The following is a 16,917-nucleotide window of genomic DNA, read 5'->3' as shown; positions in this document are numbered from 1 at the left end:
CCTGGCGAACCATTGGCTAGTTGGTGGTCCAAGTCCAGTTGGGTTAGGGTATACCTGAAGACGCGAGGTCGCTTGGGTTAAGCACCAGCACTCTGCCTGAGAATGCTTCTGAGTTATTGCTGTAGACCACACGCAAGCGGTAATAGCTACGGCGCGGCAGCGGACTGCTGTCAGTGAAGGTATAGTCGCGGGCTTGTCCGGAGGCCGGAACCTGACCTACGTCTTCCCAGGTTTGTCCGTCCTGGCTGCGCTGAACCACAAAGCGGGCTATACCTTGCTCCGTGCTGGTTGTCCATATAACCTCCACGGCGCCAGCGTTCGTAAAGGCAGCGTCGAAGGTGAAGATTTCGGAAGCCAGGTTGCACTCGCCATCCAGCTTAGGTGTCATGGCAGAACGCCCTCCACAGGCAGGAGGGGTAAGACTCCGGTTTAGTACCAGGTTGGCTCCTGCTATATCAGGAGGAGTCAGGTCACGGATTTGCGTCCTGCGGCCTATATTATAGTGCATCAGGGTATTCGGCAAAATAACGTGGCCAAGCTGGTGCGCATGACCCAACTCGTGCAGGATCACCGTTTCGAAGTCGAATTGATTGGTGGCCGGAGCACCCGGACCGTACTGCCAGCTGATGTTGCTGTTGATCTCCATGTCAAATTCCGTGAGCCAGAAGGTTGTATCGCGACGCGTGCCGCTAATGGCCACACAGCCTCTATACTTGCTTATTGTGCGGGCCAGCACACCCTGGCCAGTCACAGCCGAGGACGCAAAGCGAATGACGCTACGGCTATCGTCAGCTGAACTCTCCGTTGTGGTAGCAGCTCCGATTATCCAGTTTACATTTGTGGTGCACACCCAATTGTTCACAGCACGTCTGAAACCCTCCTGCGCAGCCGCTCTGTTTTGCATGCTAGGGGCAAATTGTATGGTGTAGCCGCCGCTCCTGTTTGCATCAATCAGCAAAGGCTGGAAGGGCGTGTTGCCACCTTCAGCTACTACATTGGAATAAGCGAATTCGATTATGAGCGTGCCGGCACTCATACCTGAAGTTCCGTCATTCGCAGTGACTTTTATCTGACCCGTGCCAGCCGTACCGCCTGTCTGGGTATAAGAAGGCACCCTTAATCTAATCTGGTTATTGCTCCATGATAAGTAGTCAGAGGCATAGGGGCGGACCATGGTAGTGCCTCCATCGTCGGCATTGGGGAACTCCACAAATCCGTTGCCCCGTGAACTGCCGAAGCCTGTGCCGTTAATGGTGAGGATGGCGCTAGTACCGGCACTGGTGCGGGCAGGGCTAAAGCTGGTTACCACGACAGCCTGCGTCGCCTGCGTGCTCTGCTGCTTCAACTGTGCCTTCAGACCTGAGTCCAGCCTGTCATTCACTACAACAGTTTTATATTGCTGCCCCATGCGGGAAGTCACCGCCTGATATACCTCCTGCACCGACTTGTACTGCCTGAAAGGATCGGCAGCAGTACCCCGTTCCACATCATAGCGCACAAAGCCCTGCCGGCTGGCGTATGGTCTGGTAATAATTGAAGCTGCACTGGCAACTATACCTGTAGGAGCACCTCTGCTCAGAAAAAACATGCCCTGCTGCCCTTTTTGCAGCTGAAGTGCTGATGAAACGGTATGCATCGCCAGGCCAACGGTACCACCATCCGTGATCACCTCTACCTGACGCTCCTTTACCTCTCCCTTGAATATTTTGAAAAGCCGGACAGTATGTGCTGTATAGATAAGCTCCTGTCTGGCATCCCAGAATGATCTTTGAGCTACTACTTCGCCCTCTACAATGATGTCAGCCGCTTTTATGCGCTCTTCAAGTGGGATAGGCACCATGTGCAGGTCTTCGGAGGCTTGTGCCGCAAAGGAAATCACCGAAAGAAGTAATGCCAACAGGATGGCAGCGCTTCGTGACCACAGACGGTCAGGTGTTGGGAGTATGGTGGTCATAGACTGGTGCGGATTGTCAGTTTTGCTATCGATAAAATCAGGATGTCGCATTCCTAAGCGGCCATAACGTTCTATTACGCAAAAGGATGTGCAGAGGTATGCGTGGTTTAATGCCAAATATAATAAAATTGTGTGTCAGGAGCAGTAAATCAAGTATAGCTTTTGCCAGGTAGCCATAGTTTTAAATTTAATGAGCCAAGGCAGATTTAATCAGAATAAATTCATTGATGTTATCTGTGTTGATCACGCCGGCAAGGCGACCATTCTCGAGTACCGGGTAAAGTGGCGCCTTTGTTTTCTGTAGTTCCGTGTAGGCCTCAGCTAGCTTGTCCTGCACATTGAAAGCTTTAACCTCCTGTGTCATGATATCCGATACCGGGCTCTCTATTTTTTCTTCTTTTACGGCTTGTATCAGCTGCATCCGGGTGAGCGTGCCAACCACCTGTCCGTCCTGCTCCACCACAAAGTCATGCTCCGAGCCTTTGAGAAGCTTGCCAAGGGCGTCACGTACGGTTTCAGTGGGTGCCAGGGTCACGAAATTGGTCATCATACCTTCGCGCACCAGATGGCCGCGCAGAAAATCAAGGTGCTGCACGATCATATTCTCGGACCAAGCACCAAAGAAAACGAAGATGCCGATCAGGATCAGAAAAGGGTTGTAGAAAAAGCCGATAAACACAAAGAAGATAGCCAGCAGCTGCCCCAGGTTTGCCGCGATCTGAGTAGCCCGCACCCGACCTAGCTTAAAAGCCAGCAAAGCCCGCAGTACACGCCCGCCATCCATCGGAAACGCAGGTATAGCATTGAAGATGACAAGCATCAGGTTTACAAAGAATAGCAGGTATAGGAAGTTAGCCGGTGTGATACGTGTAAAAAACTCCTCGCCGGGTATCTCATTCAGAGAAGGCAGTATCAGCCAAAGCACAAAGGCGATCATCACATTCACGGCAGGGCCGGCGATGGCGATCATGAGTTCCTGCTTCGGATTTTCAGGTATACGCTCCAGGCTGGCCACACCGCCTATGGGTAGCAGCGTGATCATTTTGGTGCTGACTCCGTAACGCCTTGCTGTGAGCGCATGCCCAAGCTCGTGCAGCACTACGCACAAAAAAATGGTCATCACAAAGGCCACCGACAAAAGAGTGGTGGTCATGTCGGAACCCCGCTGCATTTCCGAAAACACGATCCAACCGATCAGGATCAGGAATGTCCAGTGCACCAGGATCTTGATGCCCGCTATTCTGCCAAGGTTAAGGGACCATTTCATAGGGCGTGTATACGAGTCGTGTTATACCTGTAACGTGCTTATACGCTATAAGTTAATAACAAAACATGCTTTGTGGCAGTGCTATGCTCTATCCTAAAAGCTGTGGCACAACCTTGTCGCCAAACACATCAATAAAGCGCTCCTGCTCCAGGTTTACATTATGCAGAATCAGCTGACTGAAGCCCAGGTCGATGTCCTGCTGCAGCCACTCGAGGTGCTGGCCTGGTTCGGCTGAAACCCGAACATGCTCCCGAAGGTCCTCTTCGCGCACAAACATGGCTGCCTGCTCCAGTTGCTTGGCCGTACGCATATCAGAGAGCACAGCGCTCGGGAAGATGTTGGATCGCCACTGGTCATGAGCTCCCTGCAAGGCCGCTTTCTCGTCTTTGTCGTAGGAGAGCTGGACTTTCAGGTACATGGGCTTTCCCTCGCCGCCACCTCTGTGAAAGGCTTCCACCATTTTCTTAAGTTCTTTTGGCGGCTTTGATACGGTGATCATGCCATCGGCCCAGCTGCCCACCCACTCTGCTGTTTCTTCGGTGATGGCCGCCCCGATGATTTTAGGAGCTACCTTGGCGCGGGTATAGAGCTTGGCCTGTTCCACTTTCACAAGACCGTGGTGGGTGACAGTTTCGCCGTCCCAAAGCGCCCGGATGATATCGACGCACTCCTTCAGTCGGTTGTTGCGGTCTTGCTTCACGGGCCAGGGATCACCGGTAATTTGCTCGTTTATGTATTGCCCGCTACCCATGGCTACCCAGAAGCGTTCCGGAAACATCTCGGCAAGCGTAGCGGCGGCCTGTGCGATGATGGCAGGATGGTAGCGCTGACCTGGGGCATTGACTATACCAAAAGGCAGTTTAGTAGCCTGCATGGCAGCTCCAAGCCATGACCAAGCAAAGCCGCTTTCGCCCTGGTCGAGGCTCCAGGGGGTGTAGTGATCAGATGACATGGAGGCATTGAAGCCCGCCTGCTCGGCCTTTTGTACATACTGGAGGAGCTCACTCGGCTTAAACTGTTCGTGCGAGGCATGGTAGCCGATTCGGAGCGTATTATTGTTTGGGTTCATAGGTATAGCCACAAATTTATTCTATGGCATACGGCGATGCTTTGCGCTTTGGTTTCGCGTGAAGCTACGGACACAAAAAAAGGAGCAATCCGATATGGCCTGCCCCTTTCTTGTCCAGGTAGATAGTCCGGGTTATTTTACGTTCGCCAGAAAGGTTTTCACATGCTTGTGGAAAAGTGCCGTCTGCTCCTGATAAGGGCAATGGCCCGTTGCCATGGGGCGGTAAGTGGCGTTCCTGAACTTGAACAGACGGTAATGCTCAGGCCCTACTGATAAATCATTGTTGCCCGAGATGACCAGTACCGGCATTTTAAGCGATGCGCTCTTAATAGTGAAGTCCTGCGCGTATTCCGGGAAGTCCCATACCTTGCTGCCAAAGTCCCAGTTGAGGGTGGTGTCCATCACGGCGTTCATCTGGTCAAACATTTCCTTTTTAGGATACATCATTTTGTACATCACATTCTGTTGGTTCAGCTGGTAGGCGACCCGTTCAGTGCTTCACCGATTGAGCCGCCAGTTTTACGGAAGTCAGACTCAGGTTTGCCAAGCAGGCGAGCGCCGTTTTTGATGTAACTTTCCAAGGCATCGTTCAGGTATAGCGTGGAGTTTACAAATATGGCAGCGCTGATACGTTTCGGATGTTGGTAAGCATACTCGGTCGCGATGGTGCCACCAAAGGAGTGCGGCATGATCATCCACTTGTTGTAACCCAGGTGCTCACGCAGCTCTTCAAAGTCCTGCACCACGCGGGCCAGGGAGTAGTCTTTGGTTTCGGAGCTGGAGGAACGGCCGCAGCCGCGCTGGTCTACGTAGATCATGGTCATGTCCTGTTCTACCACATCGCCACCCAACGCATAAAAGTATTTAGTCCAGGAGCCGGGCCGCCGTGGATAAAGAGGCAGGGCTTGCCCTCGCCTGCCATGCGCACGTATAGCTGCACACCATCAGAAGTAGTGAAGTAAAATGACTTGTTGACAGCCTGCGTGATTTGCGTAAGTGCAAGCAGCATAAACAGGCAGACAAAGCGTAACATTTTCATAGAACAGGTATGAGGTGATCAAAAATTTCACAAAAGACGCTCGAAAAGATGAAAAGACGCATATTTGCTGCATATTATTGGTGAACAGGTATAAAGAGCTGGCTACAAGATTGATTTGAAAGGTATAGCATCGGTATGACAGATATTAGAGAACGTGACTTTGAGCGGGAGCTGAGCTTTCAGGCTTCGCGTAGTGGGGGAGCTGGCGGGCAAAACGTGAATAAGGTAGCCAGCAAGGTTGAGCTGCGCTTCCATGTGGGCGACTCAGAACTGCTGACAGACGAGGAAAAGGCACTGGTGTTGGAGAAACTGGCTAGCCGCATCAACAATGAGGGCTTTCTGCAGGTGGTGTGCCAGGCAGAGCGCAGCCAGTTGCAGAACAAGGAGCAGTGCATTGAGCGCTTCTATGAGCTGCTCCGGCAGGCACTTACCCGACAGAAAAAGCGCAAAGCCACCAAGCCCACACGAGCATCCGTGCGCAAACGCCTCGAAAGCAAGCGCCGCCAATCCGACAAAAAGGCCAGCCGTGGCGGTTTCAAAGGCGACTACTAAGGTATAGCCATCATCTATTTCTCCGCTCAGGTATACCTGTCTCGTGAATGCGGGCGTTCCCATAGTTCAGTTCTCGCAGTGGCGCCTTACGGTAGCCAGGAGTTCTTTTCAAAAAAACATCGGCTTGCTGACATTGCACTGCGCTATTTGTACAGAATAGGTAAGATATTTGCAGCGGCAGGAGTCAGACTCCGGATACAAACCATGAAGAAGATTTTTATTACGGTACTATTGGTGGCGGGAGCGGCTACGGCCAGCCAGGCGCAGAAATACAGAACAGCAGCAGGTATACGACTCGGTGGCGACCAGTTTGGAGCCACCGTGCAGCAGCGCATTGCAGAGAAAACCACACTGGAAGGTATAGCGCTGGTTGGGTCGCGGGAGTATAGTGGCACCTTGCTTTATCAGCGGCACTGGCCCATGCTGGGCAAGCGCTTCAACTACTACCTGGGCGGCGGCGGCCACATCGGAAATCTGAAAGACCAGGGCGTGTTCACCGGTTTGGATGCCATTGTGGGAGTGGAGTACAAGATAAACGGCTTGCCTATTTTGCTCTCAGCTGATGTAAAACCGGCGCTGCACTTCAACCACGAAGACTGGGTAAACCTGGCCACAGGCATCTCGATCCGCTACGTAATTGTGCCCGAGAAGAAAGAAAAAAAACGGATCTGGCCATTTGGCAAGCAAGAGGTGGAAGAGGAGAAATCGGGTTGGCCTTTTGGCAAGAAGAAAGAACCGGAGCCCCCTAAAAAGAAGGTATGGCCATTCGGTAAGAAAGAGGAACCTGCTCCTGAGCCTGAACCTGAGAAGCGGATAGACCTGAACAAGATATTCAAGAAAAAGGAAAATTAGCAGCAATCGCCCGACCCCATTCAGGTCGGGCGATTGCTATTTTATAAGGGCAATGTCTTTCTGTTCGCCCTGTCTGTGCAAGAGCGTAACGGTGGTGTAGGAAAAGGCTTTGTGAATGCTGGGCCCAGGTATAAGCTTTGTTATACGGTTTGGCAAAGGCCCTGAAAAAGGTGCGGAACTATAGCATGGCCACGGGCTGAGAAGCAGGAGCTTCGTTGCTGTAAAGCAAGGTGAGGCGCTCCTGTTGCAAGCGATCAGCCAGCAGCGCACGCTCGTCAACTGTTTTTTTCAAGGCAAAGCCAAAGGCAGCTACCAGGGCTAACAAAAGAATGATGATTTTCATGGTTTTATTCAGTACTAATGGCGGAGTTAGGAAACAGGTATAATCAGGTATGCTACTTTATGAGAGAGTCACGCGAAATGGTAATCACTACCTCAGGAAGCAGGTTAGGATAGCGCTGCAGTTCCTTTAGCTCCTGGCGATGCTTCATTTCTTTCAGGTCGCTGGTAGTTTTTTTGCCAGCAGCTCCGAAGGCGGCTGTAAGTCCAAACAAAAGAATCAGGATTTTCATAGTAATTCAGGTTAAGATGATGTTGTATATTGGGTTGAGATCAGTCAGGATGTTAGGCCTTTGGTGCTACGATCAGCACTTCTGGCAACAGGTTAGGGTAGCTGCGTAGCTCTTTTTGCTCTTGCTGCAGTTTGTACTTGGCGGCTGTTACTCTGATATCGTCTGCTGTCTTTTTGCAGGTGGCTCCGAAGCCGAGTACTATGGCGAATAATAAGATGATGATTTTCATAATAGTTGATATTTAAAAGGTTTTTCGTTTCATGTTGTAAGTACTTAATAGATAGAGGAGTTAGGTAAAAGGTTGCTTGGCATTCCTAAATTTTTTTTTATTTCTGATTAGCATATTGCATTTTATGTGCCATTCAGTTAAAATGCTGATAATAAGGTAATTATGAATTTAGATTAACGGTTTGTCTACTTAAATCGTCCAATAGCGTACAGGTGTTTGTTCGAAAACGAACAGGATTTTAACAGACTGCTGTGCCGTTCAGATCTTTTCGGGCACTCAATTGTAAAGTGTACAGGCGTTTATCGTGAGGAGAACGTGAATAGTCAAATAAACAGGAGCACCAATGTATAAAGGTACCTTAATAGCGCTCGGCGGTGGGTATGATGATGACTTAATTAAGTTGATCAGGTCTGAGATATGTCCGATACATTCCCGTATCGAAGTAATAGCAACTGCTACCAGTGATCCAGAAGAGTCTGGTAAGGCGTACAAAGAAGCCTTTGAAGAGCTAGGCTGTGACTGTGTGCAGTTCATGCTCATCGACGAAAACCACGCCGCTGACCAGCCAGAGTATATCAGCCGCATCCAGCAGGCTGACGTTATCTTTTTTACGGGGGGGGACCAGGTTCGTTTAATTGAGTTTCTGAACGGGACACAGCTACTCGAGATCATGCGTCGCCGTTATCACCAGGAGCCCATCATCATAGCCGGCACCAGCGCAGGGGCCGCCATCATGTCAGACCGTATGATCTACGATGGCTACGGACACTACTCGCTTATCAAAGGAGAGATGAAAACCACGATCGGCTTCGGGTTTATCAGCCATGTATACATCGACACGCACTTTGTGGAGCGTGGCCGCTTCGGGCGACTAGCCCATGCTGTGGCGCACGATCCGGCGTATGTTGGCGTGGGGTTGAGCGAGGAAACGGCATAATTATCAAAGAGGGGAATAAAATAGAAGTGTTCGGCACAGGAGTTGTGACAATCATTGACGCCAGCAAGATCCGGTTCACCAATACAAGGCAGGTATCTGAAAACGAGCCTATTGCCGTAGAGCACCTGATTATGCACATGCTGGTAGAGGGATACCGCTATTGCCTGAAGGAGCACCTTTTTCAGCCTGTGGAGCAGCATCTGCCAAGCCCCGCCCAGGAGGCCAGCGATGCTACTGCCAGCATAGCCTAAGGTTTTACTCTGTCCTCCTGCTGCAACTCCATGTTGATGGCCACCCCGGCTTTGGCGCCCTCGGCTGCCGCCACAATCACCAGTTGCATATCACGGGCCGCATCACCGGCCACATAAAGGCCCGGAATGTTGGCTTGCTGTAGACGACGTGTCTTGATGACACCTTTGCCGGTAAACTCACAGCCCAGCTGCCGGCCGATATCCGACTGCTGACTGGTTTCGCCCGAAAAGAAAAGGGCCCCCTGTTGCTTCGACTCGCCGTTCTGCAAAACAATTCGTTGTAGCATGCCGTCATCGCCCTCCAGACGGGTAATCGCTTCCGTGCATACCTTTACTCCGTTTAGGTTGAGCAATTCCATGTCTTTGTTGTTGAGTTTCTGGGTGCCGTCGGTATACAAGGTCACATCGTCACTCCAGTTTTTCATGGCCAGGGCCTGGCCTATGCCGCTGCGGTCTTTTCCGTATACAGCTATGGCTTTGTCACGATTCTCCCAGCCGTCGCAGTACGGGCAGTGGTGCACACTCTGGCCATAAAGTTCTTCTATGCCTTCCACTTCAGGCAGAGCATCTCTGAGGCCGGTAGCCAGCAGCATCTTGCGTGAGTGGTATACATTTTCGTCCTCGTCGTCTACTACATACTGGCCTTTGCTATAAGTGGCTGTTTTCACGGCACGGTCTATTATCTGCACGCCGTATTTTACGAGTTCTTCGCGTCCCTTCTTTATAAAATCACGCGGGTTTACCCCGTCACTGGACAAAAAGCCATTCATGCTGGTGGCCCACCGGTTGCGGGGCTTGCCACTGTCAAACAAGAGCACTTTACGTCGCGAACGCCCCAGTATCATGGCGGCATTCAGGCCAGCAGGCCCTCCGCCTATTATAATCACGTCGAATTGTTCCTTCATTTGGGTTTTAAGTTGAGACTCTATAAACGCAGAATCCCTTTCTGGGATAGCTTTCGCATCAAAAAAACTGCTTTCGGTAAGCTTTGTTCAAAGCTGTCCGGATAGAACAGAAAATTTTTCGACCAAAAACTGATTTTATTTGAAAAAAGGTGGTGCATGTGCTTTAGGAAGTATTAATGTTTTATATATTTGTTTTACCTTATTAACACCCTATATTTAAACAAGTCGCATTTTATGAAAAGCAAAATCTTAGCCTTATTAGGTAGCGCCCTGCTCACAGGTACGGCCATGGCTGGCGGATACCAGGTAAACCTGGCGAGCCAGCGCCAGATTGGTATGGGCCACACGGGTACAGGCCTTCTGACAGGTACGTCCAGCATCTTCTTTAACCCTGGAGCCATGAGCCACATCGGCTACAGTGGCGTGACGATAGGCGGCAGTGCGCTTGTCTCCAGAATTGCCTATTCTGCTCCTGAGTCTGGAGGTGTTACGGCTCGTACAGATAACCCACTGGGTACTCCTTTCCAGGTGTATGGCGTGTACAACATAAATGAGAAATTCTCTGCTGGCCTTGGTGTATACACGCCGTTTGGCAGCACCGTGAACTGGGGCGATGAGTGGAGCGGCCGTTATGGATTGAACCAGCTGAAACTGCAGGCTATTTATGTGCAGCCGACTATTAGCTATGCTATTACTGACAAGCTGGGTATAGGTGTAGGTCTTTCGTATGTAATTGGAAGTGTAAACCTGCAGCGTTCGCTGCCTGTGCAGAGCCAGGACGGCACTGAAGGCGGTATTGAACTGGATGGCAGCGCTGAATCAGCGTTTGGCTTCAACGCAGGTATTTTCTTCCAGCCAACAGAGAAATTCTCTATCGGTGTGAACTACCGCTCCAAAGTAAACCTGAGTGTAGAAGGTGGCGATGTGATGTTCAGTAACATTCCAACGGCTGCACGCGGCAACTTCCCTGATGGCACGACTTTCAACGCGGAACTGCCAATGCCTTCAACACTTTCAGTGGGTATAGGCTTCAAGCCAAACGAGCGTCTGACATTAGCTGCAGATGTGAGCCATGTAGGCTGGGATGCCTATGAGAAGCTGCGCTTCGATTTCAGCCAGAACGTGGGTGGCAGTCCTTTCTCAGAGGCTAGCCGTAACTACGAGAACGCTTTCATCTATCGCATCGGTGGTGAGTACATGGCAACAGATGCCTTGGCCCTTCGTGCCGGTGCTTACCTTGACAAGACACCTGTACAGGACGGCTACCTGACACCAGAAACGCCGGATTCAGACTCACGTGGTCTTTCTGCAGGTATAGGGTACTCCGTTTCTGAAAACTTCAGCATCGACGCATCTTTCCTTTACATCAACAGAAAAGAGAGAACTGATGCCGCTAACCTGTCTGGTGGTATACCTGGCACTTTCAAGGCAGTGGCCTACATTCCTGGCATCGGTCTTAACTTCAAATTCTAATTTTCTTTAGTAAAGTATATGAAAAAGTTTTTCTTTAAGTCGAGCATGCTGGCCTTGGTGGCTGGTGTACTTCTTTCAAGCTGCGATCCAGAGATAGATGTGGCAAGCCCTAGTTCGGGCGAGTTAGATTTTACAAAGTATGTAGCTGTTGGAAATTCTTTGACTGCTGGCTATCAGGATGGAGGATTATATCGTGAAGCACAGCTTTCATCCTTCCCTGCGTTGATGGCACAGCAGTTTGAAACAGTAGGAGGAGGTAACTTCATTCAACCTCTTTTTACAGAAGCACAGGCAAATGGTAGTGGATATTTAAGGCTAACAGGCTTTAACCCTCCTGCAGCGCCTGGAGCATCTCCTTCTCCAATATTGACCCTGTTACTACAAACCTGGCAGTTCGCACAGATGTAGCTCCTTTGCCAGGTGGACCCCGACTTACAAAATTCACGGACCCTGTTAATAACTATGCGGTTCCAGGGATGTCAGTTTTATCTAGTGCGACGCCTATCTATGGAGGTGTAAACCCATATTTCGATCGTTTATTAACAGATGCAGAAGTAGGCGCAAAGAGCTACGTAGCAAAGGTTGCCGAGTCTCAGCCGACCTTCTTTACACTTTGGCTTGGTAATAACGACGTACTAACCTATGCAACAAATGGTGCTGTTGTTAACCCGGCCAACCCATTTGGCGACAAAACACCTGTTGCTACTTTTAGAGCCATTTATACTCAATTAGTTGGAGCACTGGCCCAAGGTGGTCAAGTAGAAGGTGTTATTGCAAACATTCCGGATGTGGCAGCTACTCCTTTTTTCACTACGGTAACACTTGATGCAATCAGAAAATCAGCGGGTATGAATGACCTGAAGGTTTACATCCGCGTTGCTGAAGGACCTACAGGCGTTCGTGAATTGGGCGAAGGCGACTTAGTCCTGTTGACTACTCAGGCAGCTATAGGCCGTGTTGATCAGATTGCACCAGGTGTGTCAATTCCTCATGGCTTCCATCCTCTTAACCCTTTGAATGATAATGAGGTGCTTGATAAAGATGAAGTAGCTGAGGTTAGAGTTCACACGCAGGAGCTGAATAAAGTAATTGCTGAAGTTGCTGCAGCTAACAACATTCCTGTATTTGATGTTAACAAATTCTTTACAGAAAGATTTGCTAGACCATTCGTACAGAACGGTGTGCCTTACAGTTCCGCATTTATCACGGGTAATGTGTTCTCGTTAGATGGTATCCACCTGACGCCACGTGGAAATGCTATTGTGGCGAATGAATTTATCCGAGTGATAAACAGCAACTACAATGCTAATATTCCATTAGTTGACGAAACTCAATACCGCACAGTTCTTTTCCCTGTGCAGTAACACACAGTATCTCCGTAACAAGAAAGGCGCCTCCTTTGCGGGAGGCGCCTTTCTGTTTTTATCAGGTATAGCAGCAGGTATAAGCAGCCTTATAGGCTTGTATACCTTAGTGTGCTTCCAGCCAGTTCTTGCCTACGCCCAAGCCCACCTCCATCGGCACGCTTAGCGGCAGGGCATTGGTCATCAGTTCCACGATCTTCGGCGTTACGATGTCCACTTCTTCTTTCGGTGCATCGAACAGCAGTTCGTCATGCACCTGCAGGATCATGCGGGTCTTCAGGTTTTCGTGGCGCAGGTACTCATGTATGTTGATCATCGCGATCTTGATGATATCGGCGGCAGTACCCTGAATGGGGGCGTTTACGGCGTTGCGCTCGGCAAACCCACGTACTGTGGCGTTGCGGGAGTTAATGTCGCGGAGGTAGCGACGGCGGCCCAGCACAGTCTCTACATATTCATGTTCTCGGGCCTTCTCAATGGCGCTGTCCATGTACTCTTTCACGGCTGGGAACTCCTCAAAATAAGCCTCAATGATGTCAGCAGCTTCGCGGCGTGGTATACCTAGTCGCTCGGATAGCCGAACGCTGAAATGCCGTAGATGATGCCGAAGTTAATGGTCTTGGCCTTGCGACGCATTTCGCTGTCTACCTGGTCGAGCGGCACATGGAACACCTTGCTGGCTGTAGAGGCGTGGATGTCCAGCCCGTTTTTGAAAGCCTCTTTCATGGTTGGGTCACCACTAAAGTCAGCCATGATGCGCAGCTCGATCTGGGAGTAGTCCGCCGAGATGATCAGGTGCTTGCTGTTGCGAGGCACAAAGGCTTTGCGAATTTCGCGGCCGCGTTCGGTGCGGATTGGAATATTCTGCAGATTCGGGTTAGTGGAGCTCAAGCGTCCTGTAGCCGTTACCGCCTGGTTGAACGAGGTATGCACGCGGTTATCCAGTTCGCACACGAGCTGCGGCAAGGCATCCACGTAGGTCGACTTGAGCTTCGAAAGTTCGCGGTGGTCCAGGATCAGGCGTACAATCTCGTGCTCGCCAGCCAGCTTGGAGAGGATCTCCTCACCTGTGGCGTACTGCCCGGTCTTCGTCTTTTTGATCTTGGCCTTGCCATGTAGCCCCATTTTGTCGAAGAGCACTTCGCCGAGTTGTTTCGGTGAGCCGATGTTAAACTCTGTGTCAGCCAGTTCGAAGATACGGGTCTCTATCCCTTTAATCTCCTGCTCCAGCAGCAGCGAAATATCGGCCAGCGCATTGGCGTCGATCGATATACCTTCCTTCTCTATACCTGCCAGCACCTGCACGAGTGGGTTTTCCACTTCGTTGAACAGCTTCATCAGTCCCTGCTCCTGCAGCAGTGGCTCAAAGTATTGCTTCAGGCGCAGCGTGATATCGGCATCTTCGCAGGCGTAGTCCTTCACCTCTTCAGGCTTCAGGTCGGCCATCGTGATCTGATTCTTGCCTTTTGGGCCGATCAGGTCGGTAATAGGTATAGGGCTGTAATTGAGGTAGGTCTCAGCCAGTACATCCATGTTGTGGCGCATTTCAGGCTCCAGCAGGTAGTGTGCCAGCATCGTGTCGAAGATCGGACCACTCACTTCGATGCCATAATTCTTCATCACCAGTATGTCGTACTTGATGTTCTGGCCAATCTTGGCAATGCTCGGGTTCTCAAGTATGTCTTTGAATTCAGCTGCAATGCTAACTGCCTCTTCTTCATTGTCGTGAGGCACTGGCACATAGTAGGCCTCTCCGGGCAAGTAACTGAAGGACATGCCTACAAGCTTAGCTGTAATTGGGTCGATGCTGCTGGTCTCAGTATCGAAGGAAATCTCCTGTTGTTTCTGCAGATAGCGGATCAAGCTCTGGCGCAAGGAAGGCGTGTCGATCAGGTGGTAGTCCTGCAGGGTATTGCTGAAGCGCTGGAACGGCACATGCTCGGTGGCTATATCTGTTTCGTCAGCTACAGCAGTGTCGGCAGGAGCCGCCGAGTCGAATAGCGAGGTTTGCTGCTGGTTAGCGGGCTTGCCACGTCGGGTCGCAACTTTGGCGGGGGATGCCTCGGCCATGGAGATACCCAGCACACGCTGCATCAGCTGACGGAACTCTAGCTCGGCAAACAGCTCAGCCAGTTGTTCTTCGTTAGGCCCGTTGTAGTGAAGCGCCTCCGCGCTGAACGGCACGGGCACATCGCAGTGGATAGTGGCCAACTCTTTGGACATCATGCCCTGTTCGGCAAAGTTTACCACGTTTTCTTTCTGCTTGCCTTTTAGCTGGTCAGCATTAGCGATCAGGTTTTCTACGGAGCCAAAACGCTGGATCAAAGACTTAGCCGTTTTCTCACCGATGCCCGGTATACCTGGTATGTTATCCACGGCATCGCCTTGCAGACCGAGTATGTCGATCACCTGCTCCACCCGCTCAATTTCAAACTTCTCCAGTACCCGCGCCACATCCCATACCTCCACGGCATTGCCGAGGAAAGCAGGCTTATACAGGAAAACATGCTCCGTCACCAACTGGCAGTAGTCTTTGTCAGGCGTCATCATGTACACGTCAAAATCATCTTTTTCGGCGCGGCAGGCCAGGGTGCCGATGATGTCATCGGCCTCGTAGCCGTCCATGATGAGCACCGGAATGTTAAAGGCCTCTACAATCTTTTTGCAGTAAGGTATAGCCAGTGAAATATCCTCGGGCATGGCCTGTCGGTTAGCCTTGTAGGCAGCGAAATTATCATGGCGAAAAGTTTTGGCCGCTGAGTCGAAAGCTACGCCAATGTGTGTGGGTCTTTCTTTCTGAAGTACTTCTACCAGGGTGTTGGTGAAGCCGAGCACAGCGCCCGTATTCATGCCCTTGGAGTTAATGCGAGGGTTTTTGCTGAAGGCAAAGTGCGCCCGGTAAATCAGGGCCATTGCATCAAGCAGGAATAATTTTTTACGTGGTTCGCTCATGTTATAAAGGTATAGGCTGACGGCTTGCTTTGCAAATTTCTGGTAGCGCCAGGGTATTAAGTTTGTACCGTTGGGGCTTTATACGCCACATTGCTACAACATGTCAGGAAATTAATTTTGCTGTAGAAATAAAATATAGAGATTAAACAATAAATGGAATAGTCTTTGTATCTTCCTAGTCCAGGAATGAAAATAAACAAAATTAAAATTAGAAAAGCAGGATGATGCACCTCATGACATGGAAAAGAGCGGTACTAAGTGTATGTTTCGTACTAACCGCCATGCTTGGCCACAGCCAGGATCTGATCGTCAAAAAGAACGGCGAAGAAGTAGTAGGGAAAATTGTGAAAGTGGGGGAAGACACTATCCATTATCGCATGCTAAGCGAAGAGAAAGGCCCACTGCGGTTTGTGCTCCGAAACGATGTGTCCTCTATGCAATTTGCAACCCAACCCTCACAGCGACAGCTAAACCAGTTGCCGCAGAGCAACGATGAATATGCTACCGCTTCCGCCATACCAACAGGTACCGGAGCGTCACGTAACTATACACCTGAAGAACTGATGTACCAGGGCCGGCATGATGCGCTAATGTACTACAAAGGACAAGGACCACTTTGGGGCACGGCCGGAGCGACCTTCCTGCTTCCTCCTGTCGGTTTGGTCACTGGCATTGTAACGGCGGCAGTACCACCTAATGTCGACAACCTGTTTCATCCGAACTATCAGTTAATGAAAGAGCCGGTTTATCGTGAGGCTTTCAAGAAGCAGGCCCACAAGCGTAAAGTAGGCAAGGCCGCAACTGGTTTCGGAATAGGCTTTGGCTCACTGATTGCCTTGGCTCTTATGTTAGGCGCATAAACCCCGCCTATACCTGATTACCCAGTTTGTAATCCCCAACCTGTGGAATTTTCGCTACACCCTATAGTGAATTCCCCAGGTTGGGGATTTTCGTTTTAATTTGTAATGGTTTGATTGTGAGTAACTTGAGTTAAATATATGGTTTTGGCACAGTTTTGACTAATAGGCTTTAGGAAAAATTAAACTTGAGCGACAGAATAAAACTATGAAAAAAATAACCTACCTGGCGGCCGCCATTGCTTTCTTTGGCTTTGCCTCACTTGACGCTAACGCACAGACTGACAAGAACAAAAAGAAGTCGAAGAAGAAGCAGCAAGTAGAACAAACTACTGAAACAGAAACTGAAGCGCAGGCCGAAACTGGAAATCAGGTAAACTATGAAGAGCAAGTACAGACTGAGACACAGGTAACAACTGAAACACAGACACAGACTCAAACTCAGACTGCAACACAGGAAGAAAATGTAAAGCGTGAAGCAATCACGCAGGAAGAGCTTCCGGAGCCCGTAAAGCAAACCCTGACTGCTGAGGCATTCAGCAGCTGGCAGATTGTAGAGGTGTTCGGCGTAACACCTAACGGAAATGCCGCTAGGTGCTAACGSACAGCGGTAATGGAAAMCSGTGCCGAGCAGGCGACTCAAA

General features: G+C 50.3%; 19 protein-coding genes and 1 pseudogene. 9 read left to right on the top strand and 11 right to left on the bottom strand.

All coding sequences use genetic code 11. From position 1 onward, the window contains the following. Positions 1-43: 43 nt before the first annotated feature. From O71_RS08515 to O71_RS21635, 6 genes are all read right to left on the bottom strand, one after another. Positions 44-2,005 carry an IPT/TIG domain-containing protein gene (locus O71_RS08515; protein WP_007655505.1) on the bottom strand — a complete coding sequence of 654 codons (1,962 nt, stop codon included), beginning with the start codon at positions 2,003-2,005 and terminating at the stop codon, positions 44-46. A 136-nt stretch (positions 2,006-2,141) separates the two neighbouring features. Next, entirely contained in the window at positions 2,142-3,221 is a 1,080-nt protein-coding gene (locus O71_RS08510) for a site-2 protease family protein (RefSeq protein ID WP_007655504.1), read from the bottom strand. Between the two features lie 88 nt (positions 3,222-3,309). Next, positions 3,310-4,290, bottom strand: coding sequence for a TIGR03885 family FMN-dependent LLM class oxidoreductase (locus O71_RS08505; protein ID WP_007655503.1), 981 nt, complete (start codon positions 4,288-4,290; stop codon positions 3,310-3,312). 132 nt (positions 4,291-4,422) lie between these two features. Continuing rightward, positions 4,423-4,737 carry an alpha/beta fold hydrolase gene (locus tag O71_RS08500; protein WP_192811654.1) on the bottom strand — a complete coding sequence of 105 codons (315 nt, stop codon included), beginning with the start codon at positions 4,735-4,737 and terminating at the stop codon, positions 4,423-4,425. 23 nt (positions 4,738-4,760) lie between these two features. After that, positions 4,761-5,141: an alpha/beta fold hydrolase gene (locus O71_RS08495; RefSeq protein ID WP_051017731.1), complete on the bottom strand. Its 381-nt coding sequence runs from the start codon at positions 5,139-5,141 to the stop codon at positions 4,761-4,763. Continuing rightward, positions 5,123-5,329 carry a hypothetical protein gene (locus O71_RS21635; protein ID WP_007655501.1) on the bottom strand — a complete coding sequence of 69 codons (207 nt, stop codon included), beginning with the start codon at positions 5,327-5,329 and terminating at the stop codon, positions 5,123-5,125. Before O71_RS21635 ends, O71_RS08495 begins: the two co-directional genes overlap by 19 nt. Before the next feature lie 135 nt (positions 5,330-5,464). Here O71_RS21635 and arfB point away from each other — a divergent pair, with 135 nt between their 5' ends. After that, positions 5,465-5,881, top strand: a complete 417-nt coding sequence (arfB, locus tag O71_RS08490) for an alternative ribosome rescue aminoacyl-tRNA hydrolase ArfB (protein WP_007655499.1) — start codon at positions 5,465-5,467, stop codon at positions 5,879-5,881. Positions 5,882-6,085: 204 nt separating this feature from the next. Further along, a complete protein-coding gene (locus tag O71_RS08485; RefSeq protein WP_007655497.1) occupies positions 6,086-6,733 on the top strand; it encodes a hypothetical protein in 648 nt (215 codons plus the stop codon). Between the two features lie 178 nt (positions 6,734-6,911). Here O71_RS08485 and O71_RS23810 read toward each other — a convergent pair whose 3' ends face one another. Genes O71_RS23810 through O71_RS23800 form a run of 3 tightly spaced genes read right to left on the bottom strand, consistent with a single transcriptional unit; the run spans position 6,912 to position 7,534 of the window. Beyond that, a complete protein-coding gene (locus O71_RS23810) occupies positions 6,912-7,076 on the bottom strand; it encodes a hypothetical protein (RefSeq protein WP_155800723.1) in 165 nt (54 codons plus the stop codon). Positions 7,077-7,128: 52 nt separating this feature from the next. Next, positions 7,129-7,305 carry a hypothetical protein gene (locus O71_RS23805; RefSeq protein ID WP_155800721.1) on the bottom strand — a complete coding sequence of 59 codons (177 nt, stop codon included), beginning with the start codon at positions 7,303-7,305 and terminating at the stop codon, positions 7,129-7,131. A 52-nt stretch (positions 7,306-7,357) separates the two neighbouring features. Beyond that, entirely contained in the window at positions 7,358-7,534 is a 177-nt protein-coding gene (locus tag O71_RS23800; protein ID WP_155800719.1) for a hypothetical protein, read from the bottom strand. 343 nt (positions 7,535-7,877) lie between these two features. Here O71_RS23800 and O71_RS08480 point away from each other — a divergent pair, with 343 nt between their 5' ends. Both O71_RS08480 and O71_RS21630 read left to right on the top strand, forming a co-directional pair. Further along, positions 7,878-8,471, top strand: a complete 594-nt coding sequence (locus tag O71_RS08480) for a cyanophycinase (RefSeq protein WP_007655495.1) — start codon at positions 7,878-7,880, stop codon at positions 8,469-8,471. A gap of 44 nt (positions 8,472-8,515) precedes the next feature. Next, positions 8,516-8,722 (top strand): hypothetical protein, encoded by a 207-nt coding sequence (locus tag O71_RS21630; protein WP_155800717.1) that lies wholly within the window; start codon positions 8,516-8,518, stop codon positions 8,720-8,722. Here the strand turns inward: O71_RS21630 and O71_RS08475 are convergent. Next, the gene (locus O71_RS08475; RefSeq protein ID WP_007655492.1) at positions 8,719-9,627 is read right to left on the bottom strand and encodes an NAD(P)/FAD-dependent oxidoreductase; all 909 of its coding nucleotides are present in this window, start codon (positions 9,625-9,627) and stop codon (positions 8,719-8,721) included. The two genes, O71_RS21630 and O71_RS08475, sit on opposite strands and share 4 nt — an antisense overlap. Positions 9,628-9,861: 234 nt before the next feature. On the opposite strand from O71_RS08475, the gene O71_RS08470 reads away from it, so the two are divergent. From O71_RS08470 to O71_RS08465, 3 genes are read left to right on the top strand one after another with little or no spacing between them, the layout of a single operon-like run. After that, positions 9,862-11,100 carry an OmpP1/FadL family transporter gene (locus tag O71_RS08470; protein ID WP_007655491.1) on the top strand — a complete coding sequence of 413 codons (1,239 nt, stop codon included), beginning with the start codon at positions 9,862-9,864 and terminating at the stop codon, positions 11,098-11,100. Positions 11,101-11,118: 18 nt separating this feature from the next. After that, the gene (locus tag O71_RS23195; protein WP_051017730.1) at positions 11,119-11,508 is read left to right on the top strand and encodes a hypothetical protein; all 390 of its coding nucleotides are present in this window, start codon (positions 11,119-11,121) and stop codon (positions 11,506-11,508) included. Positions 11,509-11,513: 5 nt separating this feature from the next. Then, entirely contained in the window at positions 11,514-12,464 is a 951-nt protein-coding gene (locus O71_RS08465; protein WP_255345367.1) for an SGNH/GDSL hydrolase family protein, read from the top strand. Between the two features lie 106 nt (positions 12,465-12,570). On the opposite strand, the pseudogene polA reads toward O71_RS08465, so the two are convergent. Next, a pseudogene (gene polA / locus O71_RS08460) lies at positions 12,571-15,416 on the bottom strand (DNA polymerase I). A 281-nt stretch (positions 15,417-15,697) separates the two neighbouring features. Here polA and O71_RS08455 point away from each other — a divergent pair. Both O71_RS08455 and O71_RS08450 read left to right on the top strand, forming a co-directional pair. Further along, positions 15,698-16,276: a hypothetical protein gene (locus O71_RS08455; RefSeq protein ID WP_234986303.1), complete on the top strand. Its 579-nt coding sequence runs from the start codon at positions 15,698-15,700 to the stop codon at positions 16,274-16,276. Between the two features lie 205 nt (positions 16,277-16,481). Further along, complete coding sequence (locus O71_RS08450; RefSeq protein WP_007655487.1) at positions 16,482-16,874, top strand: hypothetical protein; 393 nt, start codon at positions 16,482-16,484, stop codon at positions 16,872-16,874. Positions 16,875-16,917: the final 43 nt, after the last annotated feature.

It is taken from the genome of Pontibacter sp. BAB1700, assembly GCF_000277005.1.
GTDB classification, from domain to species: Bacteria; Bacteroidota; Bacteroidia; order Cytophagales; family Hymenobacteraceae; genus Pontibacter; species Pontibacter lucknowensis.
This window is presented reverse-complemented; position numbering and strand designations above follow the sequence as displayed.